22 protein-coding genes are annotated in these 26098 nt (G+C 70.6%); 7 read left to right on the forward strand and 15 right to left on the reverse strand.

Going from position 1 to position 26098, the window contains the following annotated elements; translation table 11 throughout:
- Nucleotides 1–42: 42 nt before the first annotated feature.
- The 6 genes from AVL59_RS33950 to AVL59_RS33975 form a co-directional block, all read right to left on the reverse strand.
- Nucleotides 43–882, reverse strand: coding sequence for a shikimate dehydrogenase (locus tag AVL59_RS33950; RefSeq protein WP_067312422.1), 840 nt, complete (start codon nucleotides 880–882; stop codon nucleotides 43–45).
- Nucleotides 863–2575 (reverse strand): endolytic transglycosylase MltG, encoded by a 1713-nt coding sequence (gene mltG / locus AVL59_RS33955; RefSeq protein WP_237281761.1) that lies wholly within the window; start codon nucleotides 2573–2575, stop codon nucleotides 863–865. The genes AVL59_RS33950 and mltG overlap by 20 nt, the downstream gene beginning before the upstream one ends.
- A 122-nt stretch (nucleotides 2576–2697) precedes the next feature.
- Nucleotides 2698–3162: a Holliday junction resolvase RuvX gene (gene ruvX, locus AVL59_RS33960; RefSeq protein WP_067312427.1), complete on the reverse strand. Its 465-nt coding sequence runs from the start codon at nucleotides 3160–3162 to the stop codon at nucleotides 2698–2700.
- A gap of 25 nt (nucleotides 3163–3187) precedes the next feature.
- Nucleotides 3188–5860, reverse strand: a complete 2673-nt coding sequence (gene alaS / locus AVL59_RS33965; protein WP_067312428.1) for an alanine--tRNA ligase — start codon at nucleotides 5858–5860, stop codon at nucleotides 3188–3190.
- Nucleotides 5860–6225, reverse strand: coding sequence for a hypothetical protein (locus AVL59_RS33970; protein WP_067312431.1), 366 nt, complete (start codon nucleotides 6223–6225; stop codon nucleotides 5860–5862). The genes alaS and AVL59_RS33970 overlap by 1 nt, the downstream gene beginning before the upstream one ends.
- 9 nt (nucleotides 6226–6234) lie before the next feature.
- Nucleotides 6235–6702 (reverse strand): DUF948 domain-containing protein, encoded by a 468-nt coding sequence (locus AVL59_RS33975; protein ID WP_099053165.1) that lies wholly within the window; start codon nucleotides 6700–6702, stop codon nucleotides 6235–6237.
- A 152-nt stretch (nucleotides 6703–6854) separates the two neighbouring features.
- Here AVL59_RS33975 and AVL59_RS33980 point away from each other — a divergent pair, with 152 nt between their 5' ends.
- Nucleotides 6855–9017, forward strand: coding sequence for an ATP-binding protein (locus AVL59_RS33980; protein ID WP_208870487.1), 2163 nt, complete (start codon nucleotides 6855–6857; stop codon nucleotides 9015–9017).
- Between the two features lie 21 nt (nucleotides 9018–9038).
- Here AVL59_RS33980 and rpsD read toward each other — a convergent pair whose 3' ends face one another.
- The 3 genes from rpsD to AVL59_RS33995 all read right to left on the reverse strand — a co-directional run bounded on the left by rpsD (nucleotide 9039) and on the right by AVL59_RS33995 (nucleotide 12018).
- Nucleotides 9039–9653 (reverse strand): 30S ribosomal protein S4, encoded by a 615-nt coding sequence (rpsD, locus tag AVL59_RS33985; RefSeq protein WP_066996810.1) that lies wholly within the window; start codon nucleotides 9651–9653, stop codon nucleotides 9039–9041.
- 306 nt (nucleotides 9654–9959) lie between these two features.
- Nucleotides 9960–11315: a replication-associated recombination protein A gene (locus tag AVL59_RS33990; RefSeq protein WP_067312436.1), complete on the reverse strand. Its 1356-nt coding sequence runs from the start codon at nucleotides 11313–11315 to the stop codon at nucleotides 9960–9962.
- 46 nt (nucleotides 11316–11361) lie between these two features.
- Entirely contained in the window at nucleotides 11362–12018 is a 657-nt protein-coding gene (locus tag AVL59_RS33995; protein WP_067312438.1) for a vitamin K epoxide reductase family protein, read from the reverse strand.
- A 146-nt stretch (nucleotides 12019–12164) separates the two neighbouring features.
- On the opposite strand from AVL59_RS33995, the gene AVL59_RS34000 reads away from it, so the two are divergent.
- The 4 genes from AVL59_RS34000 to AVL59_RS34015 are packed head-to-tail and all read left to right on the forward strand — an operon-like array spanning nucleotide 12165 to nucleotide 15698.
- The gene (locus AVL59_RS34000; RefSeq protein WP_067312440.1) at nucleotides 12165–13031 is read left to right on the forward strand and encodes an ABC transporter ATP-binding protein; all 867 of its coding nucleotides are present in this window, start codon (nucleotides 12165–12167) and stop codon (nucleotides 13029–13031) included.
- The gene (locus AVL59_RS34005) at nucleotides 13028–13873 is read left to right on the forward strand and encodes an ABC transporter permease (RefSeq protein ID WP_067312442.1); all 846 of its coding nucleotides are present in this window, start codon (nucleotides 13028–13030) and stop codon (nucleotides 13871–13873) included. Before AVL59_RS34000 ends, AVL59_RS34005 begins: the two co-directional genes overlap by 4 nt.
- Nucleotides 13831–15075: a sensor histidine kinase gene (locus AVL59_RS34010; protein WP_079147147.1), complete on the forward strand. Its 1245-nt coding sequence runs from the start codon at nucleotides 13831–13833 to the stop codon at nucleotides 15073–15075. The genes AVL59_RS34005 and AVL59_RS34010 overlap by 43 nt, the downstream gene beginning before the upstream one ends.
- A complete protein-coding gene (locus AVL59_RS34015; RefSeq protein ID WP_067312448.1) occupies nucleotides 15072–15698 on the forward strand; it encodes a response regulator in 627 nt (208 codons plus the stop codon). The genes AVL59_RS34010 and AVL59_RS34015 overlap by 4 nt, the downstream gene beginning before the upstream one ends.
- A gap of 33 nt (nucleotides 15699–15731) precedes the next feature.
- On the opposite strand, the gene hisS is transcribed toward AVL59_RS34015, so the two are convergent.
- Both hisS and AVL59_RS34025 read right to left on the reverse strand, forming a co-directional pair.
- A complete protein-coding gene (gene hisS, locus AVL59_RS34020; protein WP_067312450.1) occupies nucleotides 15732–16997 on the reverse strand; it encodes a histidine--tRNA ligase in 1266 nt (421 codons plus the stop codon).
- Between the two features lie 12 nt (nucleotides 16998–17009).
- Nucleotides 17010–17717, reverse strand: coding sequence for an MBL fold metallo-hydrolase (locus AVL59_RS34025; RefSeq protein ID WP_067312453.1), 708 nt, complete (start codon nucleotides 17715–17717; stop codon nucleotides 17010–17012).
- 180 nt (nucleotides 17718–17897) lie between these two features.
- Between AVL59_RS34025 and AVL59_RS34030 the strand changes: the two genes are divergently transcribed.
- Nucleotides 17898–18725 (forward strand): peptidylprolyl isomerase, encoded by an 828-nt coding sequence (locus AVL59_RS34030; RefSeq protein ID WP_067312456.1) that lies wholly within the window; start codon nucleotides 17898–17900, stop codon nucleotides 18723–18725.
- A gap of 155 nt (nucleotides 18726–18880) precedes the next feature.
- Nucleotides 18881–20110 (forward strand): DUF349 domain-containing protein, encoded by a 1230-nt coding sequence (locus AVL59_RS34035; RefSeq protein ID WP_067312458.1) that lies wholly within the window; start codon nucleotides 18881–18883, stop codon nucleotides 20108–20110.
- 83 nt (nucleotides 20111–20193) lie between these two features.
- Here the strand turns inward: AVL59_RS34035 and AVL59_RS34040 are convergent, their stop codons facing one another.
- The 4 genes from AVL59_RS34040 to AVL59_RS34055 form a co-directional block, all read right to left on the reverse strand.
- Complete coding sequence (locus tag AVL59_RS34040; protein WP_067312460.1) at nucleotides 20194–21333, reverse strand: caspase, EACC1-associated type; 1140 nt, start codon at nucleotides 21331–21333, stop codon at nucleotides 20194–20196.
- Nucleotides 21314–21691: an effector-associated constant component EACC1 gene (locus AVL59_RS34045; RefSeq protein WP_067312463.1), complete on the reverse strand. Its 378-nt coding sequence runs from the start codon at nucleotides 21689–21691 to the stop codon at nucleotides 21314–21316. Before AVL59_RS34045 ends, AVL59_RS34040 begins: the two co-directional genes overlap by 20 nt.
- The gene (locus AVL59_RS34050) at nucleotides 21688–23019 is read right to left on the reverse strand and encodes a serine/threonine-protein kinase (RefSeq protein WP_067312466.1); all 1332 of its coding nucleotides are present in this window, start codon (nucleotides 23017–23019) and stop codon (nucleotides 21688–21690) included. The genes AVL59_RS34045 and AVL59_RS34050 overlap by 4 nt, the downstream gene beginning before the upstream one ends.
- An 86-nt stretch (nucleotides 23020–23105) precedes the next feature.
- Entirely contained in the window at nucleotides 23106–25655 is a 2550-nt protein-coding gene (locus tag AVL59_RS34055; protein WP_067312469.1) for a RelA/SpoT family protein, read from the reverse strand.
- Nucleotides 25656–26098 lie beyond the last annotated feature (443 nt).

The following is a 26098-nucleotide window of genomic DNA, read 5'->3' on the forward strand; positions in this document are numbered from 1 at the left end:
GGGTGTCCGGCCTCTGGTCCAGCAGGCGGACGCGTCCGGGGGTCAGCGGGCCGCGAGCGCCCTCTCACCGGCGCGCCGCATGGCCTCCAGGGGCGCCGGGGAACGGCCGGTCATCTGCTCGACCTGCAGGACGGCCTGGTGGACCAGCAGATCGAGGCCGCTGACGACGGCGCCGCCGAACATGGACCAGCGGGCCGCGAGCTCGGTCGGCCAGGGTTCGTAGAGCACGTCGAAGAGCGTGGTGGGCCGCTCGGGCACGGCGGCGGCGAGGGCGTCGGTGGTGCCGGCGGGGGTGGTGGCGATCACCAGCGGGGCGCGCAGGGCCTGCTCCGCGTCCGCCCAGTCCGCCGTGCGGACGTCGATGTCGAGCCGTTCGCCCCACCGGCGCATCTCGGCGGCGCGGGCCTCGCTGCGCACATAGGCGACGACCTCGCCGGTGCAGATCCGGGCCAGGGCGGCGAGCGCGGAGGAGGCGGTGGCACCGGCGCCGAGGATCGCCGCCGAGTCGACCTGTTCGATGCCGTGCTCGCGCAGCGCGGCCACCATGCCCGGGATGTCGGTGTTGTCACCGATACGCCGTCCGTCCTCGGCGAAGACCACGGTATTGACGGCGTCGACCGAGGCGGCGGTCTCGCTGATCTCGTCCACCAACGGGATGACCGCCCGCTTCAGCGGCATGGTCAGCGACAGCCCCGCCCACTCCGGACCCAGCTTCTCGAAGAAGCCGGGCAGGGCCGCCTCGTCGATCTCGAAGCGGTCGTACGACCAGTCGGCGAGCCCGAGTGCGTCGTAGGCCGCCCGGTGCAGCACCGGGGAGAGGGAGTGGGCGATCGGCTTGCCGAGTACGGCGGCCCGGCGGGCGTCAGTTGCCCGAGGAGGCATTGAACTTGTCCTTGAGCTGCTGGAACTCGGCATAGGTCTTGGCGAACTCGGTGTTGGTCGTACCGTCGGTCGCCACGAAGTAGATCCAGCCGTCGTGGGTCGGGTTCAGTGCCGCCTTCATCGCCTCGTCGCCCGGGTTGCCGATCGGACCGGGCGGAAGGCCCTTGTGGGTATAGGTGTTGTACGGGTTCCGGTTCCCGTTGATCTCCTTCTCGGAGATGTGGATGTTGCTCGTGCCCTTGAGGTAGTTGTACGTCGAGTCGAACTGCAGCAACTGGTTGGTCTCGGTGTTCGTGGGCTTGAGGCGGTTGTAGACCACCTCCGCCATCTTGCGGAAGTCGTCGTGCGTCTTGCCCTCCGCCTGGACCAGGCTCGCGACCGTGACGAGCTGGAACGCGTTGTCCATGCCCAGCGCCTTCGCCTTGGCCTGCAGGTCGAAGGCGGCGTACTTCGACTTGGCCTCGGTGACCATCTGCTTCAGGATCGCGTCGGGCTTCATGCCCTTGGCGGCCGGATAGGTCCCCGGGAAGAGGAAGCCCTCGAGCGGGTCCCGGACCTCGCCGTCGCTGCGCACCCAGCTCGGCAGACCGAGGCTCTTGTAGGAGGTCTTGACGACCTTCTGGGTGGTGCCCGCGGCGACGTCGAGCTGTTTGTCGATGGCCTGGTAGACCTCGGCATTGCGCTCGCCCGGTTTGACGAGCACGTTGCTCTGGCTCTTCGGGTCGAGCATCAGTTCCACGGCACTCGCGGCGGACATCTCCTTCTTCAGGAGATAGGCGCCGGCCTGAAGGGTGTTGCCCCTGGGGATCTGCCCCTGCGCGTGCACGAACGCGTCGGCGCTCTTGACGACGCCGGCCTCCTGCAGCCGGCGGCCGATCTCCCAGCCGCCCGCGCCTTTGGGGATCTCGACGGTCACGGCCTCGTTGGTGCCGTCGCCCGTGTAGTCGGGCGCCGCGCCGAAACGATTTTGGTAGAACTTGTACCCGAAATATCCGACTCCGCCGAGACCGCCGCCGAAGACGAGCACCACCACCATGCAAGCGCAGCCGGTGCGCCGCTTCTTGCTCTTGACCGGCTTCTTGCCGCGCCGCTCCCCGCTGCGGCTCTCGGCCTCGTCGTCGTCCTCGTCGTCACCGCCTCCCGCGAAGAAGGCGTGTTCGCCCTGGTCCTCGCCCGGGTCCCAGCCGGTCTCCGGGTCCGGGCCGGGTCCCTGGCCCGGGACCGTCTCCGGCTCGGGGCGCCTGCGGCCGGGCGGCTGGGGAGGCGGGTAGGCGTCCTCGGTGCCGTAGAAGTCGGGCAGTTCTCCGCCGTAGGCCACTGGCTGCTGGCCGTAGGGGTCACCGGGGTCGGGGGCGTACGGGACGTGGCCGTGGGTGCCGGTCGCGTCCCAGCCGCCCTGCTGGTATTGCTGCTGGGTATGCGCCGCGTACTGCTGGTTCTGCCCGGCGTTCTGTCCGGCGTAGTGCGTTTGGCCCTGTTCGTCGTAGTACTGGTACTGCTGCTGGTCGTATCCGGGCTGCTGCCCCTGGGTCCAGTCGCCGTACTGCGGCTGCGGGTACTGCTGCTGCGCCTGGCCGTCGTAGGGGGACTGCTGGCCCGCGTTGGCCTGCTGTCCTCTCCATCCGCCGTCCCCGAACAACGGGTCCTCCGGATGCCACGGTTCGGAGCCAGAGCCCCGGCCATACTCAGTCATCGATCCCCTAGAGCCGCGAGGCCGAGCAGTCGCACGGCCGAGGGCCGGCTTCCGTTCCGCCTCTTGCTGTGCGTCGGCTGTTCGAACACCGGCGCATCGCGCGGAACGTTACCGTATCGCGATCAGATGACCACTTCGACGCCCTCGCCGGGTGCTTTACCTGACACCCGTTCGGATTCCAGGGCCTGCTGCAGGATGATGACGGCTGCGGCCTGGTCGATGACGGCACGGCCCTTCTTGGATTTCACGCCCGAGGCGCGCAGTCCCTGACTGGCCGTCACGGTCGTCATCCGCTCGTCCACCAGGCGCACCGGCACGGGCTTGATGCCCTTGGCGAGTTCCTGGGCGAAGGCGCGGACCTTGGCCGCGGCCGGGCCCTCGCCCCCCTTGAGGGAGCGAGGGAGTCCGACGACGACCTCGATCGGTTCGTACTCCTCCACCAGTTGACGCAGCCGGCGGTGGGCGGCGGGGATGTCCCGCCCGGGGACGGTCTCGACCGGTGTGGCGAGAATCCCATCGGGGTCGCACGAGGCAACCCCGATCCGGGCGTCCCCGACGTCGATCGAGAGTCGGCGTCCTCTGCGCATTTCCGACCGTTTCCTTACTTTCCGGTCACTTGCCGGTCTCGGCGACGAGTCGCTCGACGGCCTCGACGGCCTCGCCGACGGCGGCCGGGTTCTGGCCGCCGCCCTGGGCGACGTCCGGCTTGCCGCCACCGCCGCCGCCGAGGGTCTTGGCGGCGGTGCGGACCAGGTCACCGGCCTTGAGACCGCGCTCGCGGGCGGCCTCGTTGGTGGCGATGACGGTCAGCGGCTTGCTGTTGTTGACCGTGAAAAGGGCCACAACCGCGGCGCGTCCGCCCTGGATGCGGCCGCGCACGTCGAGGACCAGCTTGCGCAGGTCGTCCGGCGTGGTGCCGTCCGGGACCTGACCGGTGACGACAGCCACACCACGGATGTCCTTGGCGGACCCGGCGAGACCGGCGGCGGCCTGCAGCACCTTCTCGGCGCGGAACTTCTCGATCTCCTTCTCGGCGTCCTTCAGCTTGCCGAGCATGGCGGAGACCTTCTCCGGAAGCTCCTCCGGGCGGCCCTTGATCAGCTCCTGGAGCTGGGCGACGACCGTGTGCTCGCGGGCGAGGAAGTTGTAGGCGTCCACGCCGACGAGGGCCTCGATACGGCGGACACCCGAGCCGATGGAGGACTCGCCGAGCAGCTTCACCAGGCCCAGCTGGGCGGTGTTGTGCACGTGCGTGCCGCCGCACAGCTCCTTGGAGAAGTCGCCGATGGTCACGACACGGACCCGCTCGCCGTACTTCTCGCCGAACTCGGCGATGGCACCCTGCTTCTTGGCCTCGTCGATGCCCATGATCTCGGCGTGCACGTCGAGATCGCGGGCGAGCACCTCGTTGATCTTCTGCTCGACGTCGGTCATCACGGCCGTCGGCACGGCGGACGGGGAGCCGAAGTCGAAGCGGAAGCGACCGGGCTGGTTCTCGGAACCGGCCTGGGCGGCCGTCGGGCCGAGGGCGTCGCGCAGCGCCTGGTGGGTCAGGTGGGTGGCCGAGTGGGCGCGGGCGATGGCCTTGCGGCGGCGGGAGTCGATGGAGGCCTGGGCCTTGGCACCGACCGTGACCTCGCCGACCTGCACGACGCCCTTGTGGACGTACACGCCCGGAACCGGCTTCTGGCAGTCGCGGACCTCGATCACGGCACCGGAGTCGACCTTGATGCGGCCGGTGTCGCCGATCTGGCCGCCGCCCTCGGCGTAGAATGGGGTGCGGTCCAGGACGATCTCGACCTCGTCGCCCTCGGTGGCGGCCGGGGAGGAGACGCCGTCGACCAGGATGCCGACGATCGTGGTCTCGCCCTCGGTGTCGCTGTAGCCGATGAAGTCGGTCTCGCCGGCGGAGTCGGCGATCTCCCGGTAGGCGCCCATGTCGGCGTGGCCGGTCTTCTTGGCCTGGGCGTCGGCCTTGGCGCGCTCCCGCTGCTCCTTCATCAGGCGGCGGAAGCCCTCCTCGTCCACGGACAGCCCCTGCTCGGCGGCCATCTCCAGGGTGAGGTCGATCGGGAATCCCCACGTGTCGTGGAGCAGGAAGGCCTTGGCGCCGGGCAGGACGTCGCTGCCGGACTGCTTCGTCTCGGTGACGGCGGTGTCGAGGATGTTCGTGCCGGCCTTCAGCGTCTTCAGGAAGGCGTTCTCCTCGGCGAGGGCGACCTTCTCGATGCGCTCGCGGTCGGTGACCAGCTCCGGGTACTGCTGGCCCATCATGCCGATGACGACGTCGATCAGGTCCTTGACGACCGGACCGGTGGCACCGAGCAGGCGCATGTTGCGGATGGCGCGGCGCATGATGCGGCGCAGGACGTAGCCACGGCCCTCGTTGCCGGGGGTGACGCCGTCGCCGATGAGCATGGTGGCGGTGCGCATGTGGTCGGTGACCACACGGAGGGACACGTCCGAGGCGTGGGCGTCGCCGTAGCGGACGCCGGTCAGCTCGGTGGCCTTGTCGATGACGGCCATGGAGGTGTCGATCTCGTACATGTTCTGCACGCCCTGCAGAATCATGGCGAGCCGCTCCATGCCGAGGCCCGTGTCGATGTTCTTGCTCGGCAGGTCCCCGAGGATCTCGAAGTTGTCCTTGCCGATGCCCTCGCCACGCTCGTACTGCATGAAGACGAGGTTCCAGATCTCCACGTACCGCTCGTCGTTGACGGCGGGGCCGCCCTCGACGCCGAACTCGGGGCCGCGGTCGTAGTTGATCTCGGAGCAGGGGCCACAGGGGCCGGGGACGCCCATGGACCAGTAGTTGTCCTTCATGCCGAGGCGCTGGATGCGCTCCTTCGGCACGCCGACGACCTCGTGCCAGATGCGCTCGGCCTCGTCGTCGTCCTTGTAGACGGTGATCCACAGGCGCTCGGGGTCGAGGCCGTATCCACCCTTGTCCTGGGGCGTGGTGAGCAGCTCCCAGGCGTACTTGATGGCGCCTTCCTTGAAGTAGTCGCCGAAGGAGAAGTTGCCGCACATCTGGAAGAACGTGCCGTGCCGCGTGGTCTTGCCGACCTCTTCGATGTCGGGCGTGCGCACGCACTTCTGCACGCTGGTGGCGCGGGCGAAGGGCGGCTTGACCTCACCCAGGAAGTAGGGCTTGAAGGGAACCATGCCGGCGGGGACGAGGAGCAGAGTCGGGTCGTCCGCGATGAGCGACGCCGAAGGGACGACGGTGTGCCCGCGCTCCTCGAAGAAGCTCAGCCAGCGGCGGCGAATCTCGGCCGACTCCATCAGTGGTCCTCATTCCGGTTGTACGAGTACGTCGTGTTCTCGATGTACTTCGGGTTCTCGATGTACTTCGGGTTGCTGCGGTTGTTCTCGATGGCGTTGTGCCGCCGGGGTGCGGGGAGTTCGGGGTCCGCGTTGATCCCCAGCGCCTCCCCCAGCTCGGCCTCCCGCTGCGCCATGTTGTCGCGGACGTCGAGCGCGAAGCCGACCGCGCGGTCCTTCAGACGGTGACCGGTCTCCAGGGCCTTGTTGGCCGCGGTCGCGGCGAGGCTCTCGGGGGTCAGCTGCTTCAGCTTGCGGTTGACCTTGGTGGTGGCCCACACCCCTGCGGCGACACCTGTGGTGAACCAGAACGTACGGCGGAACATCGCTAGGTCTCAGTCCCTCTTTTCGCGGAGGTCTCCGCGGAGTTTTCGCTTGGCCCGCCGCGCGGCCGGGACGGTCCGGCCCACGATCACGGTACGCCTGGGTGCCCTCTCGGGCACGTCCTCCTTGCGGCCGCCCAGGGCCCGTCGGACGCCGTAGCCGAAGGCCGCGACCTTGACCAGCGGCCCGCCGAAGGTGGAGGCGACCGTGGTGGAGAGCGCGGAGGCGTTCGACGTGACCTCCTGGACGTCGGAGGCGATCGCGTCGACCCGGTCGATCTGGGTCTGCGCGGAGCGCACGGTCGCGGAGGCGTCGGCGAGCAGCGGGACGGCCTGGTCGGTCACGTCCGCGACGAGCTTGGTGGTCGCCTTGAGCGTCTGGGCCAGCCTCGCCAGTGCGACGGCGAGGAAGGAGACCAGGATCGCCCAGAAGACGGCCACCAGGATCCCGGCCACCTCTCCACCGGACACTGTGCGCACCCGCTCCCTGAAACGTGCCTGAGCATCGAAAAGTCGTGGACCGAGCCTATCGCGCCGGGGGTGGGGCTCCGTACCGGATTACCGTCCGTGGACGGTGAAGTTGCCCCAAGCGATTGTACGGAGTGAACACACTTCAGTACGCTCCGTGTCCCATGCGAGGTCCTCAGCGTCCCGGCCCCCCGGCGGACGGCAATCTGCCCCCGGAACTCACCGCGTTCATCGGGCGTTCGGCCGAACTCGCCGCACTGGCCGAGGCGATGGAGGCGGCCCGGCTGGTGACCGTGACCGGGGTCGGCGGAGTGGGCAAGTCCCGGCTGGCCACCCGGGCGGCGGCGGGGCCGGCGGCCCGGGACGAGGTGTGGGGGGTGGAGCTGGCGCCGGTGCGGGATCCGCACTTCGTGGAGTACGCGGTCGTGGAGGCGCTGGGGCTGACCGACCACACGACCCGGCTGCCCCGGGAGACCCTGCTCGACCGGCTCGCCGGCCGCCCGGTCCTGCTGTTGCTGGACGGGTTCGAGCACCTGGTGGAGGCCTGCGCCGGGCTGGTGGCCGAGCTGCTGCGCAGGCTCCCGGAACTGCGGGTGCTGGCCGTGGGACGGCGTCCGCTGGGGCTGGCGTGCGAGCGGCTGTTCCCGCTGGCCCCGCTCGGCGAGGACGAAGCGGTGGAGCTGTTCGCCGACCGGGCCCGGCAGCAGGGGCTGAGCGTGGGTGACTGCCCGGCGGTGCGGGAGCTGTGCGCACGGCTGGAGGGGATCCCGCTGGCCGTGGAGCTGGCCGCCGGCCGGCTGCGGGCCCTGTCCCCGGCGCAGCTGCTGCAGCGTCTTGACGACCGGTTCCGGCTGCTCACCGGCGGCGGCCGGGACGCCCTGCCCCGGCATCAGACACTGCGCACGGCGATCGGCTGGAGCCATGAGCTGTGCACGCCCGCCGAGCGGCTCCTGTGGGCGCGGCTCTCGGTGTTCGCGCAGACCTTCGACCTGGAGGCGGCCGAGTACGTGTGCAGCGGGGACGGGCTGGCGGCCGAGGACGTCCTGGACGTGCTCGCGGAGCTGGTCGCCCAGTCGGTCCTCTCCCGCGAGGAGACCGCGACGGGGCCCCGCTACCGGATGCTGGACACCGTCCGGGCCTACGGAGCCGACTGGCTGGAGGCGGCCGGGGACGCGGCCCGGCTGCGGCGCCGGCACCGCGACTGGTACCTGGGCCTGGCGACCTGGTGCGAGCTGGACTGGTTCTCGCCGCGGCAGGGCGAGGTGGCCGCGCGTGTCGAGGCCGAGCTGCCGAATCTGCGGGCCGCGCTGGAGTTCTGTCTGACCGAGCCGGACGAGGCGCATCTGGGCCAGTACCTGGCGGGCTCGCTGTGGTTCTGCTGGGCGGGCTGCGGGCGGTTGTCGGAGGGGCGGCGCTGGCTGGAGCGCAGTGTGGAGCTGGAGTCGGGGTACGAGCGGTCCCGGCTGAAGGCGCTGTGGGTGCTCGGCTATGTGGCGGTCCTGCAGGGCGACACGGTGCCGGCGCTGACGGCGCTGCGGGAGTGCCGGGAACAGGCGGAGCGGGCCGCGGACCGGGCCGCGGTGGCGTACGCGGAGCACCGCACGGGCTGCCTGGCCCTGGTCACGGATGACATGGCACGCGCAGAAACGCTGCTGCGCTCGGCGCTGGACCGGTATCAGGAGCTGGGCGAGCTGAACAGCAACGTCCTGATGGGCCAGGTGGAGCTGGCGATGGCCCGGGCGTTCCAGGGCGACCTGGCCGACGCGGTGCGGCTGTGCGAGGACGTGCGCCGGGTGTGCGAGGACCACGGGGAGCGGTGGGCGCGCTCGTACGCGCTGTACGTGCTGGCGTACGCGGCCTGGCGGGAAGGGGATCCGGTCGGCGCCCGGGACCTGCTCGCGGACTGCCTGGAGAACGCGCACGCCTTCCACGATCTGCTCGGCTCGGTGCTGTCCATCGAGCTGCTGGCCCTGGTGACGGCGTCCCTGGGCGATCCGGCCGAGGCGGCGGTGCTGCAGGGTGCCGCCGGCCGGCTGTGGCCGTCGGTGGGACTGCCGCTGTTCGGCTCGGTGCACTACAACGCCCCGCACGAGCTGTGCGAGTCCATGTCCCGGCAGGCCCTCGGCGACGAGCGCTACGAGGAGTGTGTGCGCGAGGGGGCGGGGCTGGACCGGGAGGCGGCCGTGGCCCGGGCGCTGGGGTGCGGCGTACGGCCGCTGCCGGGGCTGCCCGCACCGCGCGAGCCGATGCCGCGGAGCCGCGGAGGGGCCGGGAAACGCGAACCCGCCGCCTCGCCCACCCGGAAGGGCGGGGAGACGGCGGGCTGAGGTGCTGCGCCGGGGCTGGGGTCAGCGGGCGTAGTACTCGACGACGAGCTGCTCGTCGCAGATCACCGGGATCTCCTTGCGGTTCGGCTCGCGGTCCAGGCGGAACGCCAGGGCCTTGAGGTTCACCTGCAGGTAGCGCGGGGTCTCACCGTCGGGGGCGAAGCCACCCTCGCGGGCGATCTGGAAGAGCGTCTTGTCCTTGGAGCGGTCGCGGACCTGCACGACGTCGTCCGGGCGGACACGGAAGGACGGCTTGTCGACCTTCTGGCCGTTGACCTGGATGTGGCCGTGGACGACCATCTGGCGGGCCTGGTAGATCGTGCGGGCGATGCCCGAACGCAGGACCAGCGCGTCGAGACGGCGCTCGAGCTCGATGATCAGGGCCTCACCGGTCTTGCCCTGGACCTTGGAGGCACGCTCGTAGGCGCGGACGAGCTGGCGCTCGGACACGTCGTACTGCGCACGCAGACGCTGCTTCTCGAGCAGACGGACCTTGTAGTCCGAGTTCTGCTTGCGGCCGCGGCCGTGCTCACCCGGCGGGTAGGGGCGGGCCTCGAAGTACTTGACGGCCTTCGGGGTCAGCGCGATGCCGAGGGCACGCGACTTCTTGACCTTGGGACGGGACTGGTTCGCCACTGTCTCTTGTCTCTTTCGTAGTTTTCGGCTTGTCAGAGTTGAGGGAGGTCGCATCCGCAGCCGGGGAAACCCGCCGGGTCCGCGTGGGACCTGCCGGGCAGCCGCTCCCCTGGTCTGGGCACATACATGCAGCACGCGAGTGGCCCACCGACCTCTCCCGGGAATCCGGGTGGTGGTGGGCTGCCCGCGACACCGTTCGACGGTGCGCGACGCTCCTGGAGCCGGTCCGGGAAGGACCGGGTCTCCGGCTGGCTGTCCCGCTCTGACTGCGCGGGACTCAGCACTTCGGGTCAGTCTACAGGGCGCTCAGGACCGCCTGCGACCGAGGTGTTTCCTCGTCCATTCCACGGCGTCCGCGTACCGCGCCTCCGCTCCGTGCCGGGTCGGCGTGTAGTACTCGCGGTCCTTGAGGTCGTCCGGGGCGTACTGCTGCTCGGCGATGCCCTCGGGCAGGTCGTGCGGGTACACGTAGCCCTGGGCGTGGCCGAGCTTGGCGGCGCCCTTGTAGTGCCCGTCGCGCAGGTGCGGCGGGACCGGTCCCGCGAGTCCCTTGCGTACGTCCTCCGCCGCGGCGCCGATCGCCGTCGTCGCGGAGTTGGACTTGGGGGCCAGGGCCAGGGCGATGGTGGCGTGGCTGAGGGTCAGGGCCGCCTCCGGGAAGCCGATCATGGCGACGGCCTGGGCCGCGGCGACCGCGATGGGCAGCGCGTTCGGGTCGGCCAGGCCGATGTCCTCGCTGGCGGAGATCATCAGGCGGCGGGCGATGAACCGGGGGTCCTCGCCGGCTTCGATCATGCGGGCCAGATAGTGCAGGGCGGCGTCGACGTCGGAGCCGCGGATGGACTTGATGAGCGCGCTGGCGACGTCGTAGTGCTGGTCCCCGTCGCGGTCGTACTTCACCGCGGCCCGGTCGACGGTCTGCTCCAGGGTCTGCAGGCTGATCTCGGACTCGCCCTGGTCGAGGGCGGCTCCGGCCGCGGCCTCCAGTGCGGTCAGGGCGCGGCGGGCGTCACCGCCGGCGATGCGCAGCAGATGCTCCTCGGTGTCCTCGGGGAGGGCGACGGCGTCCCCCAGGCCCCGCTCGTCGCCGAGGGCGCGGCGCAGCAGGCCGCGGATGTCGTCGTCGGTGAGCGGTTCGAGGGTGAGCAGCAGGGAGCGGGAGAGCAGCGGGGAGATCACCGAGAAGTACGGGTTCTCCGTGGTCGCCGCGATCAGGGTCACCCAGCGGTTCTCGACCGCGGGGAGCAGGGAGTCCTGCTGGGCCTTGCTGAAGCGGTGGATCTCGTCCAGGAAGAGGACGGTCTCCTTGCCGAAGCCGCCGGTGGCGCGGCGGGCGCCGTCGATCACCGCGCGGACCTCCTTGACACCCGCGGTGATGGCGGACAGCTCCACGAACCGCTTGTCGGTGGCCTTGGAGACGACGTAGGCGAGTGTCGTCTTGCCGGTGCCGGGCGGGCCCCAGAGGATCACCGAGGACGGTCCGGCGGGGCTTCCGTTGCCCTCGCCGACCAGGCGGCGCAGGGGGGATCCGGGCTTCAGCAGATGCTGCTGGCCCACCACCTCGTCGAGCGTGCGCGGGCGCATCCGCACCGCCAGGGGACTGGCCGCCGGGTCCTTCTCCTGGCGTTCTTCGGCTGCGGCGGTGAAGAGGTCGGGTTCCACGCTGAAACCCTAGAACACGGCACTGACAACGCGGTGCGGGCCCGGGTCAGGCCCAGAGCTGGCTGCCCCAGCGGGTCAGGATCAGCATGGCGATGATGCCGCAGTGGGTGACCGGCAGCACCCAGGTGAACTCGCCGAGGAAGGACTTCATCCAGCGCGGGGCCGACAGGAAGCCGCTTCGGACGTTGAACGAGGTGACGAACCAGAACATGGTGATCGTGGCGACCCAGGCCAGCGAACACCACAGGCACAGCGCGTTGATCCGGTAGAGGGACTCGAACTGCAGCCAGGTCACGAAGCCGACGCCGAAGAGCGTGCCGAAGTTGAAGGTCAGCCAGTACCAGCGCGGGAAGCGGGCCCGGGCCAGCAGGCTCATGCCGACGCAGATCACGATGCCGTAGCAGACCAGGCCGAGCATCGGGTTCGGGAAACCGAAGACCGCCGCCTGCTTGCTCTCCATCACGCTGCCGCAGGACACCACCGGGTTCACGCTGCAGCCGGGCGTGAAGGTCTTGCCCTGGATCTTGGCCTCGAGGATCTTGAACTTGTCGATCGTGATGACCCAGGCGGCGAGCAGTCCGGCCGCGCCGGTGATCACCAGCAGCAGGGCGAAGGCACGGCTGCCGCCCACCGTGCGGGGTGCGTCGGCGGCACGCTCGGGCCCGGGCTCGGTGGAGACGTCTTTGACTGTCGTCTTGCTCATCACGCCGATTCCGTCACTTGAGAGTTGGACCATCTTTCGGGCTCCGGTCATTGTGCCGCACGCGTGCGGGTGTCCACCGTTCGGTGGACATAAGGAGGTACGCACAGTGGGCACGGACCGTTCGGTTCCGGCCGATGCTCAGGGGCATGACAGCACACGCGAACGAGCTGGCGGTGCACGTACGGGGGCTGCGCAAGCGGTACGCGGACGTGACGGCCGTGGACGGGCTGGATCTCGGCATCCGGCGTGGTGAGGTGTTCGGCCTGCTCGGGCCGAACGGCGCGGGCAAGAGCACGACGGTGGAGATCCTGCAGGGCAACCGGTCGCGGGACGAGGGTGAGGTCTCGGTCCTCGGCACGGACCCGGCGACGGGCACGCGCGCGTGGAGGTCCCGTGTGGGAATCGTCTGGCAGGACGAATCGACACCCGCGGAGTTGACGGTCCGCGAGACGGTGCGGCACTTCGCCCGCTATTACCCCCGCCCGCGCGAGGCCGAGGAGGTCATCGGCCTGGTCGGGCTCGGCGCGAAGGCGGACAGCCGGATCAAGGCCCTCTCCGGAGGCCAGCGGCGCCGCCTCGACGTGGCCCTCGGTGTGATCGGCGGGCCCGAACTGCTGCTCCTGGACGAGCCGACGACCGGTTTCGACCCGGCCGCCCGGCGCCAGTTCTGGGACCTGATCCGGCTGCTGGCCGACGAGGGCACGACCATCCTGCTCACCACGCACTACCTGGAGGAGGCGGAGACCCTCGCGGACCGGCTGGCGGTCGTCGCGAGGGGCCGGGTGGTCGCCGAGGGCGAGCCCGGCGAGCTGCGCGAGCGGTACGGCACCGGCGCCACCGTGACGTGGACGGAGAACGACGGCTCCGCGCGCGAGGAGCGCACCGGGACGCCGACGCGGACGGTCGCGGAGCTCATGCGCCGCTTCGACGGCGAGATACCGGGCCTGACCGTGACCCGGCCCACTCTGGAGGACGTCTACCTCCGGCTGACCGGACAGGAGAGCGCGCGATGACCACGACCGCCGTACGCGCCACGGCGCGCGAGCGGGCCGGATCGCTCCCCGGCGCCTGGCGGCTCGGGCTGCTGCGGGGCGGCCTGGAGATCAAGCAGTTCTTCCGGCAGCGGGAGCAGGTGGTGTTCACCTTCTCCTTCCCGGTGGTGTTCCTGTTCCTGTTCGCGTCGATCTTCCATGACGACGTGCGCGGCAGCGGAGTCACCGCGTCCCAGCTCTATGTACCCGCCATGATGGCCTCCGGGATCATGTCCACGAGCTTCCAGTCGCTCGGCATCTCCATCGCCGTGGAGCGCGACGAGAAGGTGCTGCGGCGGCTGCGGGGCACGCCGATGCCGCCGACCGCCTACTTCCTGGGCAAGATCTGGCTCGTTCTGTTCACCGGGGTGCTGGAGACCGCGATCCTTCTGTTCGCGGGCACCGTCTTCTACGACGTCCACCTGCCGGCGGACCCCGGACGCTGGTTCGACTTCGCGTGGATCTTCGTGCTCGGCCTGACCGCATGCGCGCTGCTCGGCATCGCGATCAGTTCGGTGCCCAAGTCGGCGAAGAGCGCCAGCTCCGTCGTCGTACTGCCCTTCCTGGTGCTCCAGTTCATCTCCGGGGTCTACATCTCCATCGGCACCATCCCCGGCTGGATGCTCGACATCGGTGCCCTGTTCCCGTTGAAGTGGCTGTGCCAGGGCCTCAGGGGCGTGTTCCTGCCGGACTCCGCGCGGGTGCTGGAACAGGCCGGAAGCTGGGAGTTCGGTCGGATCGCGCTGGTGCTGGCGGCCTGGTGCGCCGGAGGATTGGCGCTGTGTCTGCTGACTTTCCGGTGGAAGAACCGGCGCGAGGGGTGACCGGGCGGGGCCGCGCGCGGGAGGCGCATGCCTGGGACCGGACGATCCGGTACTGGGACGCGTACTTCGCCTCCGCCTGGGCTGCCACGCTCGCCTTCGTCCTCGACGCGGCGCCCCCGGGCCTGCCGGTCCGGGCCGCCGCGGCGGGGCTGCTGGTGCCGCTGGTGCCCTGGTATCTGTCCGTCGGCCGGACGCTGTTGCAGCAGGACCCGCCCGACGAACGGCGTGCCCTGTGCTATCTGGCCGGAGCGGTCGCGCTGTTCCTGCCGGCCGCGGTTCTCGCCGACCAGAGCCGGCTGATGGCGTACGCGCTGATTCCGCAGTGCTTCATGGCGCTGCGCATGCGCTGGGCCCTGATCACCGTGACCGTCATCAACCTGGCGCCGGTCCCCGGCTGGGTGGCGCTGTGGCGGCCCGGGTGGCCGGAGCTCCTCGCCAACGTCCTGTTCGCCGTGGTCACCCTCCTCTTCTCCGTGGTGATCGGCAGCTGGATCATCCGGATCATCGAGCAGAGCACGGAACGGGCCGAGCTGATCGCCGAGTTGGACGCCAGCCGGCACGAGATCTCCCGGTTGTCGGCCGCGCACGGCGCGCTCGCCGAGCGCGAGCGTCTGGCCCGCGAGATACACGACACCCTCGCGCAGGGCTTCACCAGCCTGCTGATGCTGGTCCAGGCCGTGGACGCGGAACTGGACTCCGACCTCCCCGAGGCCCGCCGCCACCTGGCGCTGATGGACGAGACCGCCCGTCGCAACCTCGCCGAGGCCCGGGCCCTGGTGGCCGGTGGCGCCCCCGCCGATCTGGCGGACGCCTCGCTGCCGGACGCGCTCGCGCGGCTGGCCGACCGGCACGAGGCCGCGCTGGACGTGACCGGTCCGGTGCGCGCGCTCCCGGCCGGCGTCGAGGTGGTGGCCCTGCGCTCCTGCCAGGAGGCGCTGACCAACACCCGTAAGCACGCGGGGAGTTCCGTGGCCGTGCACGTGAATCTGGCCTACACCGACGACGCCGTGACCGTCCGCGTGCACGACGACGGCCGGGGCTTCGACCCCGCCGCGGTGTCCGGCGGTTACGGTCTGGCGGGGCTGCGCGCCCGCGCCGCGGAGGCCGGCGGGACCGCGGCGGTGCGCAGCGCACCCGGCGACGGTACGACGGTGACCGTGCGCCTGCCCGTTCCCGCCGCCGTGAGGAGTGAGAGCGCGTGATACGGATCGTGCTGGCCGACGATCACCCCGTCGTACGGGAGGGGCTGCGCGCGATGCTGAGCGCCGAGCCGGACCTGGAGGTGGTCGGGGACGCCTCGAACGGGCCGCGGGCCGAGGCGCTGACGGCCGAACTGCGTCCGGACATCGTCCTGATGGACCTGAGGATGCCCGGGGGCGGCGGCGTCGACTCCATCCAGCGCATGAGCGCGGCCGGCCTGCCGTCCCGGGTGATCGTCCTGACGACGTACGAGACGGACCGGGACATCCTGCGGGCCGTGGAGGCGGGCGCGGCGGGCTACCTGCTCAAGGACATGCCGCGCCGGGAGCTCGCGGACGCGGTACGGGCCGCCGCGCGCGGCGAGACCGTCCTCGCCCCGTCGGTCGCCACCCGCCTGGTGGACCAGCTCCGCACCCGCCCCGAACTCCCCCGGCTGTCGGCCCGCGAGACCGCGGTCCTGCGGCTGGTGGCGGACGGTTGCACCAACGCGGAGATCGGACGCCGCTTGTTCATCGGTGAGTCGACGGTGAAGACCCATCTGCTGCGGATCTTCGCGAAGCTGGGCGTGGACGACCGCACCGCAGCCGTCACCAACGCCCTGCGACACGGACTGCTCGAGCACTGAGAAGGGCGCCGGAGGTATCCGGCGCCCTTTCTGTCACCGGCCGAGCCGGGACTCCAGCTCCGCCACGATCTCGTTCACGCCGATCGCCGTCTGCTCGCCGGACTCCATGTCCTTGAGCTGGACGACGCCCTCGGCGAGGTCGCGCTCACCGGCGACGATCGCGTAGCGGGCCCCGCTGCGGTTGGCGTTCTTCATGGCGCCCTTCAGGCCCTTGCCGCCGTAGGAGAAGTCCGCGGCGACACCCGCCTTGCGCAGCTCGGTGACCTTCGCGAACAGCACACGGCGGGCCTCCTCGCCGAGCGGCACCGCGTAGACGCTGGTGGAGGACGGGAGGTCCAGCTCCACGCCCTCGGCCTCCAGGGCGAGGACCGTGCGGTCGACACCGAGCGCCCAGCCCACCGACGGCAGCGCGGGGCCGCCGATCATCTCCGACAGGCCGTCGTAGCGGCCGCCGCCGCCCACCGCGGACTGCGAGCCCAGACCGTCGTGCACGAACTCGAAGGTGGTGCGGGTGTAGTAGTCCAGGCCGCGGACCAGCTTCGGGTCGTCCTCGTAGGACACGCCCGCCGCGGTGATCAGCTCACGGACCTCCTCGTGGTACGCCTTGCAGGCGTCGCACAGGTAGTCGCGCAGCAGCGGCGCGCCCGTCAGCTGCTTCTGGACCGACTCGCGCTTGTCGTCGAGGACGCGCAGCGGGTTGATGTCGACCCGGCGCCGCGTGTCCTCGTCCAGGTCGAGGCCGCGCAGGAAGTCCTGCAGCGCGGCCCGGTACACCGGCCGGCACTCCTTGTCGCCCAGGCTGTTCAGCAGGATGCGGAAGTCGCGAAGACCCAGGGAGCGGTACGCCTGGTCGGCCAGGATGATCAGCTCGGCGTCGAGGGCCGGGTCCTCGGCGCCGATCGCCTCGGCGCCGACCTGGGAGAAGTGCCTGTAGCGGCCCTTCTGGGGGCGCTCGTAGCGGTAGTAGGAGCCGGAGTACCAGAGCTTGACCGGGAGGTTGCCCGTCTTGTGCAGGTTGGCCTCCAGGGCCGCCCGCAGGACGGACGCGGTGCCCTCGGGACGCAGGGCCAGCCTGTCGCCGCCCTTGGTCTCGAAGGCGTACATCTCCTTGGTCACGATGTCGGTGGACTCGCCCACGCCGCGCGCGAAGAGTTCCACGCTCTCGAAGCCGGGGGTCTCGATGTAGCCGTAGCCGGAGTCGCGCAGCGGGGCCGCGATCGCCTCACGGACCGCCAGGTACGTGGCGGAGTCCGGCGGGATCAGGTCATAGGTGCCCTTGGGGGCCTGGAAGGTACTCACGGAAGTCTCTCGTCACATTCCTCGTCGGGGAGCACGGAAAGCTCCCTGGCCGGCCGCCACCTGCCGCAGATAGGGGTTGGTGGCACGCTCCTGGCCGATGGTCGTCTGGGGGCCGTGGCCGGACAGCACCACGGTGGAGTCCTCGAGCGGCAGGCACACACGGCCCAGCGAGTCAAGGATGTCCTCCATGGAGCCACCCGGCAGATCGGTGCGTCCGATGGAGCCGGCGAACAGCAGATCCCCGGAGAAGAAGACCGACGGGATGTCCGCGGTCTCGGGCATCTGGAAGGTCACCGACCCCTTGGTATGGCCCGGTGCGTGCGCGACGGAGAACTCCAGCCCGGCCAGCGCGAGCCTGGCGCCGTCGGTCAGCTCCTCGACGTCGTCCGGCTCCCCCACGGTCAGGTCACCCAACAGCGGCATGCCGATGGACCGGCCGAGCGCCTTCTCGGGGTCGCTCATCATGTACCGGTCCTCGGGGTGGATCCAGGCCGGTACTCCGTGTGCGCCGCACACGGGGACGACCGAGGCCACGTGGTCGATGTGGCCATGGGTGAGGACGACGGCGACGGGCTTGAGCCGATGCTTCTTCAGCGTTTCCTCGACGCCCTGGGCGGCCTGGTGGCCCGGGTCGATGATCACGCACTCCTCACCGGCGGCGGGGGCGACGAGATAACAGTTCGTCCCCCAGGCCCCGGCGGGGAACCCGGCAATGAGCACGATCGTCCTTCGTTGTGTCGGTTACGGGAGGGCTTGCGAGCGGTCAGCCTGTGGTCCAGAGCCTACCGGCGCTGCCGTTTCCTCAGCGAACCCATATACGGTACGGGGCTACAAGCGACTGTCGGCTCACAGGACGCACGTGTACCGGTCGACACACGACACGCATGAGGAGAGAACCCGGTGGTCAGCCAGGAGCAGCGGCGGCGTCAGCTCGCCCGGGAGAAGTTCTTGCGGCAGCAGCAGCGGCGCACCAGCGCGCGACGCAAGGCGCACATGCGCAACTCCGTGATCGCGTCGGTGCTCGGCGTGATCGTGATCGGCAGTGTCGCGCTGTACACGACCGGGGTGCTGAAGAACGGCCAGGACGACAAGAAGTCCGACGCGAGTTCCCACATCACGCCGAGCGCCGCGCCGAGCAGCAAGGCGCCGGACCCGTGCGCGAAGCCGGCCGCCGGCTCGATCAAGAAGCAGAGCTGGAAGACGGAGCCGGCGATGTCGGTCGACACGTCGGCGAAGTACTCGATGAAGCTCGCGACGACGTGCGGTGACATCGGCATCGCGCTGAAGACGTCGGCGGCGCCGCACACCGTGAACTCGTTCGACTTCCTCGCGGGCAAGGGCTTCTTCGACCACACCAAGTGCCACCGTCTGACCACGAACGGCATCTACGTGCTGCAGTGCGGCGACCCGACGGGCGTCGGCAGCGGAGGCCCGGGCTACACGATCCCGGACGAGAACCTGAAGGACCCGAGCCTGAAGGGCAACAAGTACCCGGCGGGCACGGTGGCCATGGCCAACACGGGCCAGAAGCACACCGGCGGCAGCCAGTTCTTCCTGGTCTACAAGGACAGCCCGTTGCCGCCCAGCTACACGCCGTTCGGCACGATCGACGCGGCCGGCCTGAAGGTGCTGGACAAGATCGCCGCCGCGGGCGAGAGCACGGGTGCCGGTGACGGCGCCCCGAACGCGACGGTCGTGATCAACAAGGCGACGGTCACCAAGTCCTGACGCCTTTGCCATGCTCAAGACGGCCAACTGCGGAATTTCGGTCGCGCTGGATGCGGACAGGCAACCCGCTGGTCGCCTATGTTGGCCGTGACGAAACTGTGGACGATGCCCGGGGGCGCTGAGGCCCGCCGCAGGCATCATGTGGAGGAGGCGCTGTGAGCAGCGACCCGTGGGGCCGCGTCGACGAGACGGGGACCGTGTACGTGCGTACGGCCGACGGCGAGCAGGTCGTCGGATCCTGGGCGGCCGGCTCCCCCGAGGAGGCGCTTGCCTACTTCGAGCGCAAGTACGAGGGCCTGGTTGTCGAGATCGGCCTCCTCGAGAAGCGAGTACAGACCACCGACCTGTCGGCGAAGGACGCCCAGACCGCGATCGGTCATCTGCGCGAGCAGGTGGACGCGCACCACGCGGTCGGCGACCTGGACGCGTTGCGGGTCCGCCTCGACAAGCTCGTGGCGACGGTCGAGGCCCGGCGGGAGGAGCGCAAGGCGCAGCGCGCCAAGCAGTCCGACGAGGCTCGCAAGGCCAAGGAGGACCTCGTCACCGAGGCCGAGCAGCTGGCCCAGTCCGACCAGTGGCGGGCGGCCGGTGAGCGGCTGCGCGCCCTGGTGGACACCTGGAAGGGGCTGCCGCGGCTCGACCGCAAGTCCGACGACGAGCTGTGGCACCGCTTCTCGCACGCCCGGTCGGCGTTCTCCAAGCGCCGCAAGGCGCACTTCGCGCAGCTGGACGCGCAGCGCGAGGATGCTCGCAAGATCAAGGAGCGGCTGGTCGCCGAGGCGGAGGCGCTGTCCGGCTCGACGGACTGGGGTCCGACGGCGGCCCGTTACCGCGAGCTGATGGCGGAGTGGAAGGCCGCGGGCCGTGCCCAGCGCGAGCACGAGGACGATCTGTGGAACCGCTTCCGCGGCGCCCAGGACGTGTTCTTCGCCGCCCGCAGCTCGGTCTTCGCCGAGCGGGACGCCGAGCAGTCGGAGAACCTGAAGCTCAAGGAGGAGCTGGCCGAGGAGGCCGAGAAGCTCCTGCCGATCTCGGACCTGAAGGGCACCCGCGCCGCGTTCCGTTCGATCAACGAGCGCTGGGAGGCCATCGGCCACGTCCCGCGTGACGCGCGTCCGAAGGTCGAGGGCCGGATGCACACGGTCGAGCGGGCCATCCAGGAGGCCGAGGAGGCCGAGTGGCGCCGGACGAACCCGGAGGCACGCGCGCGTGCCGAGGGTCTGACCGGTCAGCTGCAGGCCGCCGTGGACAAGCTGAGGGCGCAGATCGAGCAGGCGCGCGCCCAGGGCAACAACGCCAAGGCCGACAAGCTGGAGCGGGAGCTGGAGGGCCGCCAGGCGCTCCTGGACCAGGCTCTGAAGGGTCTGCAGGAGTTCGGCGGCTGACCGGACGGATCCGTGTTCTGGGCCCCGCCGCTCGGCTCGAGCGGCGGGGCCCAGCCGTTGCGTGACCGGCCTCGGTGGTCCGTCTACCCGGGCCGGCCGCCGCGCTCCAGCGTGTCCAGTGCGTGCCGCAGCACTTCGCAGGCCTGGCTGTGGTTGCCGGCCGACTGCAGCAGCTCGGCGAGTCGGCGGCACACGGTCAGGGCCTCGGGGCCGAATCGTTTGTGTGTCAGCTGGAACGCGCTCTCGAGCACCTCGATCGCCTGCCGGTCCTGCCCGGACTCGGTCAGGAGCTCGGCCAGTTCGAGATGGACGGTGACGGTGTCGCCGTCGGCGTCCGCGGTCCGGCTCTGGAGGATCATCCGCAGCACGGGAAGGGCATCTCGGCTGCGCCCCACCGATCTGAGCAGCCGGGCGAGCCGCAGCCCGGAGGAGATCATCGCCGCCTCGACCTCGGCGTCGATCACGGGGCCGGCCGGAGCGGTGCGGGAGGCGCGGGCGCGGTTGCGCACCAGAGGGAGACGGCCGACGTCGTTCTCCTGGCTGCGCTGGGGGCGCGGCCGGTTCTTCCTGCCGAGCCGGGCGTCCACGGCCCGGTAGAGGGTCTCCAGGTCCAGGGTCTCGGGCGCCTCCGGCACGCCTTGGTCGAGCACATGGAGCAGTTCGCCGGTGAATGCCGTGTGCCGCTCCCCTTCGGGGGCGAGGGCCACATGGTCCTTCGGGGAGGCGGTCAGGACGTACGCTCCCTGGATCCCGGCCTGTGCGGCCAGGGCGTTGGCACCGGCGAGGGTGCGTGCCGCGCGGCCGCTGAAGCAGCAGTCGAGGATCACGATCTTGCGGCGGGCCGAGGAGGCGAGAATCGCCGTGCGCAGATGCCGGTACTCGACCGCCGTGTATCCGGCTCCCTCCCTGGATCCGGTCAGGGCGAGGTAGAGGTCGGCGGATTCCGAGTCCCTGAGCCCGTGGCCGCAGTAGTAGACGAACAGGGTGTCCGTCGCGCGCTCCCCGGCGGTGTAGACGGGGTCGAGGAGGGCCGTGGCGTTGTCGGGTTCGGTCACGGTGAAGGTGTGCGCGTACGGCAGCCCCCAGACCGTGGCGTCCTGGAGAGCCGTGCCCAGGTCGGCGAGGTTGGCCGCCACGGCGGGGAGATGGGCCAGGTTCGCATAGCTGGAGGTGCCGATGAGGACGGCGGCGGAGGCCGACGGGTCAGGCAGTTCCGCCGTCACCGGACCGCTCCTCGTTCTCCAGCAGCTCGGTGACGCGGCGCAGCGTCTCGGCGTCGCGCCCGTCGACCTCGATCTCCAGCTGTCCCCTGCGCAGAGTCACCTTCGGCGCGCCCCGCCGGTGCGCCCGCCACTGGTCGATGGCGAGGGCCAGTTGGGATCCGGAGAGCGCACCGCTCACCACCAGCGATACGAGGTCGATGAGCGTGCCCAGGTGATCGGGGCGCGCGGGTTCGGAACCGGCGAGCGTGCCGCGTACCGCGGGACCGACCTCTTCGTCCGCCGTCAACCACCGCAGCAGCGAGCGGAGTTCCGTTTCCGGGTCGGCGACGCCGTGCACCCGGACCTCGATCAGCGTCACAGATCCCCTCTTTCCTGCTCCGTGAGAACGGGTGTCACGGCCGCCGTGACTTCGGCGAACTTGGCCACGGCCGCTCCGCCGGCTCCCAGCCGGGCGAGACAGACTCCCTGCCAGTAGTGACAGGTCAGCGTGGTCGGATGGTCGGGTCCGAAAGAGGCACGGCAGACGTCCGCCACCATGCCCAGGAGTTCCACGGCCTCGTCCAGGGAGCCGCGCAGGACCAGGCTGACGGCCTCACGCTGGCGGGCCTCCGCCACCGCGGGTGAGATGCCGCGCCGGATCTGGCTGAGCGTGCCGCTGCTCAGGGACAGTTCGCCGTCGTTGTGCCGTACGCGACGGCTCTCGACCGCCGCAGAGGTCGACGAAGACGGCGGAGCGGACTGCGGCACCGCCTCCGCGGTCGGCTCGGCGGCGGGCACGATCCGGTCGGGCGTGGCAGGGCGGTCCGGGCCGAAGTCGCGCACCGCCCGCTCCCGCAGCTCGCCGGTGACCGCCTCGGCGACCAGTTCCGTGGCGTCCGCCGGCACGCGCAGCAGGTCCCGCACCACGGCGGCGGAGGGCCGGCGGGCGGGATCCTTGGCCATGAGGCCTGCGACCAGCTCGGCGAGGTCGGCTGGGACTCCGGGGATGTCGTGCAGGGGCGCAGCGGCCTCCTGTACGACCCGGAAGATGATCGTCAGTGGTGAGTCGCCGTCGAAGGCCCGCCTGCCCGCGAGCATTTCGTACATGCAGGCGCCGAGGGCGTAGAGGTCCGACTGCGGTCCGACGCGGTCGCCGCGGATGACCTCGGGCGCCATGTAGAGCGGGGTGCCGATCACCGCGTTGGTCGCGGTGAGGCTGGTCTGGGTGGTGTCCAGGAGGTGGGCGATGCCGAAGTCCTGCAGGACGACCCGGCCCTCGCGGGTGAGGTGGACATTGCTCGGCTTCACGTCCCGGTGCAGCATGCCCGCGTTGTGCACGGCGGCCAGGCCCGAGCACATGCCAAAGGCCACCGCCCGCACCAGGTCGGGGGGCAGCGCGCCGCGGATCGACATCAGACGCGCCAGGTCCACACCCTCCAGCAGCTCCATGACCAGGTAGGGCACCTGCTCGTGCAGGGCGACGTCATGGACCACGACGGCGTTGGGGTGGCTGATCCGCGCCAGCGCCCGGGCCTCGCGCATGAACCGCTCCGGGAAGGCCGCGTCGGCCGACCCCCTGACCAGCACCTTGACCGCCACACGACGGTCCAGCACAAGGTCCCTGGCCTCGTAGACCTGGCCCATGCCGCCGGCGCCGAGCGGTCGCTGCACCTCGTACCGGTCGCCGATCATGCGTAAGTCGGCCATGCCACCCCCCGAGCCCCGGATTCCCCGATCATCCCGCCCGACTCGGCCGTCGGGCAACCGGTTCGGGCGAACGAGGCGGGAGGTTCCTAGCGCTGCCGGGCCGACGTCACGCGATACACGTCGTACACGCCCTCCACGCCCCGTACGGCCTTCAGGACGTGGCCGAGGTGCTTGGGGTCGCCCATCTCGAAGGTGAAGCGTGAGGTGGCCACGCGGTCGCGGGAGGTCTGGACGGCCGCGGAGAGGATGTTGACGTGCTGGTCGGACAGCACGCGGGTGACGTCCGACAGCAGGCGGGAGCGGTCCAGGGCCTCGACCTGGATGGCGACCAGGAAGACCGAGGACTGGGTGGGCGCCCACTCGACGTCGAGGATGCGCTCCGGCTCGCGGGACAGTGACTCCACGTTGACACAGTCGCTACGGTGAACCGATACACCGCTACCGCGTGTGACGAAGCCGATGATCGGGTCGCCGGGCACGGGGGTGCAGCAGCGCGCGAGCTTGACCCACACGTCGTCCACGCCCTTGACGACCACGCCCGGGTCGGCGCTGGAGCGGCGCTTGCGGCCGCGGGTGCGCGTCGGCGGGACGGACTCGTCGATCTCCTCGGTGGCGGCCTCCTCGCCGCCGAGCGCGGCGACGAGCTTCTGTACGACGTGCTGCGCGGAGACATGGCCCTCGCCGATCGCCGCGTAGAGCGCGGAGATGTCCGGGTAGCGCATCTCGTGCGCGAGCGTGACGAGCGAGTCCCCGGTGAGGATGCGCTGGATCGGCAGGTTCTGCTTGCGCATGGCGCGGACGATGGCGTCCTTGCCCTGCTCGATCGCCTCGTCGCGGCGCTCCTTGGAGAACCAGGCCCGGATCTTGTTGCGGGCCCGCGGCGACTTGACGAAGCCGAGCCAGTCGCGGGACGGACCGGCGCCGGGCGCCTTGGAGGTGAAGACCTCCACCAGGTCGCCGTTGTCCAGGGTGGATTCGAGCGGTACGAGCCTGCCGTTGACCCGCGCTCCTATGGTGCGGTGGCCGACTTCGGTGTGGACGGCGTAGGCGAAGTCGACGGGCGTGGCGCCGGCCGGGAGCGCGATGACGTCGCCCTTGGGCGTGAAGACGAAGACCTCGTTGCGCGACAGGTCGAAGCGCAGGGACTCCAGGAACTCGCCCGGGTCCTCGGTCTCCTTCTGCCAGTCGAGCAACTGGCGCAGCCACGCCATGTCGTTGAGGTGGTCGTCCTTGCCCTTGCCGGCCTTGGGCACGTCGGTGCGCACCTTGGAGGCGCCGGCGACGGCCTCCTGCTTGTACTTCCAGTGCGCGGCGATGCCGTACTCCGCGCGCCGGTGCATGTCGAACGTGCGGATCTGCAGCTCGACGGGCTTGCCGTTCGGTCCGATGACCGTCGTGTGCAGCGACTGGTACATGTTGAACTTGGGCATCGCGATGTAGTCCTTGAACCGGCCGGGGACCGGGTTCCATCGCGCGTGCACGGTGCCGAGGGCCGCGTAGCAGTCCCTGACGGTGTCGACCAGTACACGAATGCCCACCAGGTCGTAGATCTCCGCGAAGTCGCGACCGCGGACGATCATCTTCTGGTAGACGCTGTAGTAGTGCTTCGGGCGGCCGGTGACGGTCGCCTTGATCCGTGCGGCGCGGAGGTCGGCCTGGACCTCGTCGGTCACTATGGCGAGGTACTCGTCCCGCTTCGGCGCCCGCTCGGCCACCAGCCGCACGATCTCGTCGTACATCTTCGGGTAGAGGATCGCGAACGCGAGGTCCTCCAGCTCCCACTTGATGGTGTTCATGCCCAGCCGGTGGGCCAGCGGCGCGTAGATCTCCAGCGTCTCGCGCGCCTTCTTCTCCTGCTTCTCGCGCTTGAGGTAGCGCATGGTGCGCATGTTGTGCAGCCGGTCGGCGAGCTTGATCACCAGGACGCGGGGGTCCTTGGCCATCGCCACGACCATCTTGCGCACGGTCTCCGCCTGCGCGGCCTCACCGAACTTGACCTTGTCCAGCTTGGTGACGCCGTCCACGAGCAGAGCGACGACGTCGCCGAAGTCGCGGCGCAGGTCGTCGAGGCCGTACTCGGTGTCCTCGACCGTGTCGTGCAGCAGCCCGGCCATGAGGGTGGCCGGGTCCATGCCCAGCTCGGCGAGGATGGTGGTGACGGCGAGGGGGTGCGTGATGTACGGATCGCCGCTCTTGCGCTTCTGGCCGCGGTGCCAGCGCTCGGCGACCTGGTAGGCGCGCTCGATCTGCCGCAGCGTCGAGTTCTCGATCTTCGGGTCGTTGCTGCGCACTATCCGCAGCAACGGCTCCAGCACGGGGTTGTACGGGTTCGCGCGCTGCACGCCGAGGCGGGCGAGACGGGCACGGACGCGGTTGGAGGAGCCGGAGCGGGCGGGCTGGCCGGCGGCCGGGCGCACGGGCGAGGGGGGTCCCCCCGCCCGAGCGGAGTCCTGCGTGGGGGACGGTTTGGGGCGAGCGGCCTCGGCAGCCTTCTCGACGGGCGCGGCGGACTGGGCGTGCTCGACCGTCCCGCGGGTGTCGTTCTTCGCGTGGGACGCGTTCGGCGCGGGCTTGGCCGCGGGCGCCGAGCCGGGCTCGGGCTTGGCGGCGGTCAGTGGCTGGGCCTCGTCTGGCAAGAGGGCTCCTCGTGCACGATCCGGGTCCCCCGGTCAGGCTCCGGAGACCCCATGGTATCGATCCTGCGCCTAGTCATCGCCTTCAGGCGGATGTAAGGACCTTTCACCGTTGAAACACGAGGGACTGCCGGGGGATTCCAAGGGGGGTCATCAGGGTGTTCCGGGGGTGACTGCGAGGTGTCGGGTGGGGGCGCGGGGTGGGGTGGGCGGCGGGAGGCGCGGGGTGAGGCGGAAGGTGAGGGGATGAGGCTGGGGTTCGGTACGGCGGCGCGGACACGGAGGAGACGCTGCTGCCCCCACAGCTGGCGCGAACCTCGACGAGACGCCCCCCCGCGGGAGCGGACGCGGAGGAGACGCTGCTGCCCCTACAGCTGGCGCAGACGCAGAAGAGGTGCTGCGGTAACGGCGGCCCGGACGCGGCGGAGGGAGCGCGGCCTCATGGC

This window comes from Streptomyces griseochromogenes, from assembly GCF_001542625.1.
In the GTDB taxonomy this organism is placed as follows: domain Bacteria; phylum Actinomycetota; class Actinomycetes; order Streptomycetales; family Streptomycetaceae; genus Streptomyces; species Streptomyces griseochromogenes.

Excerpts from the sequence above, each read along its gene's own strand:
- AVL59_RS33950 (WP_067312422.1), bottom strand. The coding sequence starts at position 882 with ATGCCTCCTCGGGCAACTGACGCCCGCCGGGCCGCCGTACTCGGCAAG.
- mltG (WP_237281761.1), bottom strand. The coding sequence starts at position 2,575 with ATGACTGAGTATGGCCGGGGCTCTGGCTCCGAACCGTGGCATCCGGAG.
- ruvX (WP_067312427.1), bottom strand. The coding sequence starts at position 3,162 with ATGCGCAGAGGACGCCGACTCTCGATCGACGTCGGGGACGCCCGGATC.
- alaS (WP_067312428.1), bottom strand. The coding sequence starts at position 5,860 with ATGGAGTCGGCCGAGATTCGCCGCCGCTGGCTGAGCTTCTTCGAGGAG.
- AVL59_RS33970 (WP_067312431.1), bottom strand. The coding sequence starts at position 6,225 with ATGTTCCGCCGTACGTTCTGGTTCACCACAGGTGTCGCCGCAGGGGTG.
- AVL59_RS33980 (WP_208870487.1), top strand. The coding sequence starts at position 6,855 with ATGCGAGGTCCTCAGCGTCCCGGCCCCCCGGCGGACGGCAATCTGCCC.
- AVL59_RS33995 (WP_067312438.1), bottom strand. The coding sequence starts at position 12,018 with ATGAGCAAGACGACAGTCAAAGACGTCTCCACCGAGCCCGGGCCCGAG.
- AVL59_RS34000 (WP_067312440.1), top strand. The coding sequence starts at position 12,165 with ATGACAGCACACGCGAACGAGCTGGCGGTGCACGTACGGGGGCTGCGC.
- AVL59_RS34005 (WP_067312442.1), top strand. The coding sequence starts at position 13,028 with ATGACCACGACCGCCGTACGCGCCACGGCGCGCGAGCGGGCCGGATCG.
- AVL59_RS34050 (WP_067312466.1), bottom strand. The coding sequence starts at position 23,019 with ATGGCCGACTTACGCATGATCGGCGACCGGTACGAGGTGCAGCGACCG.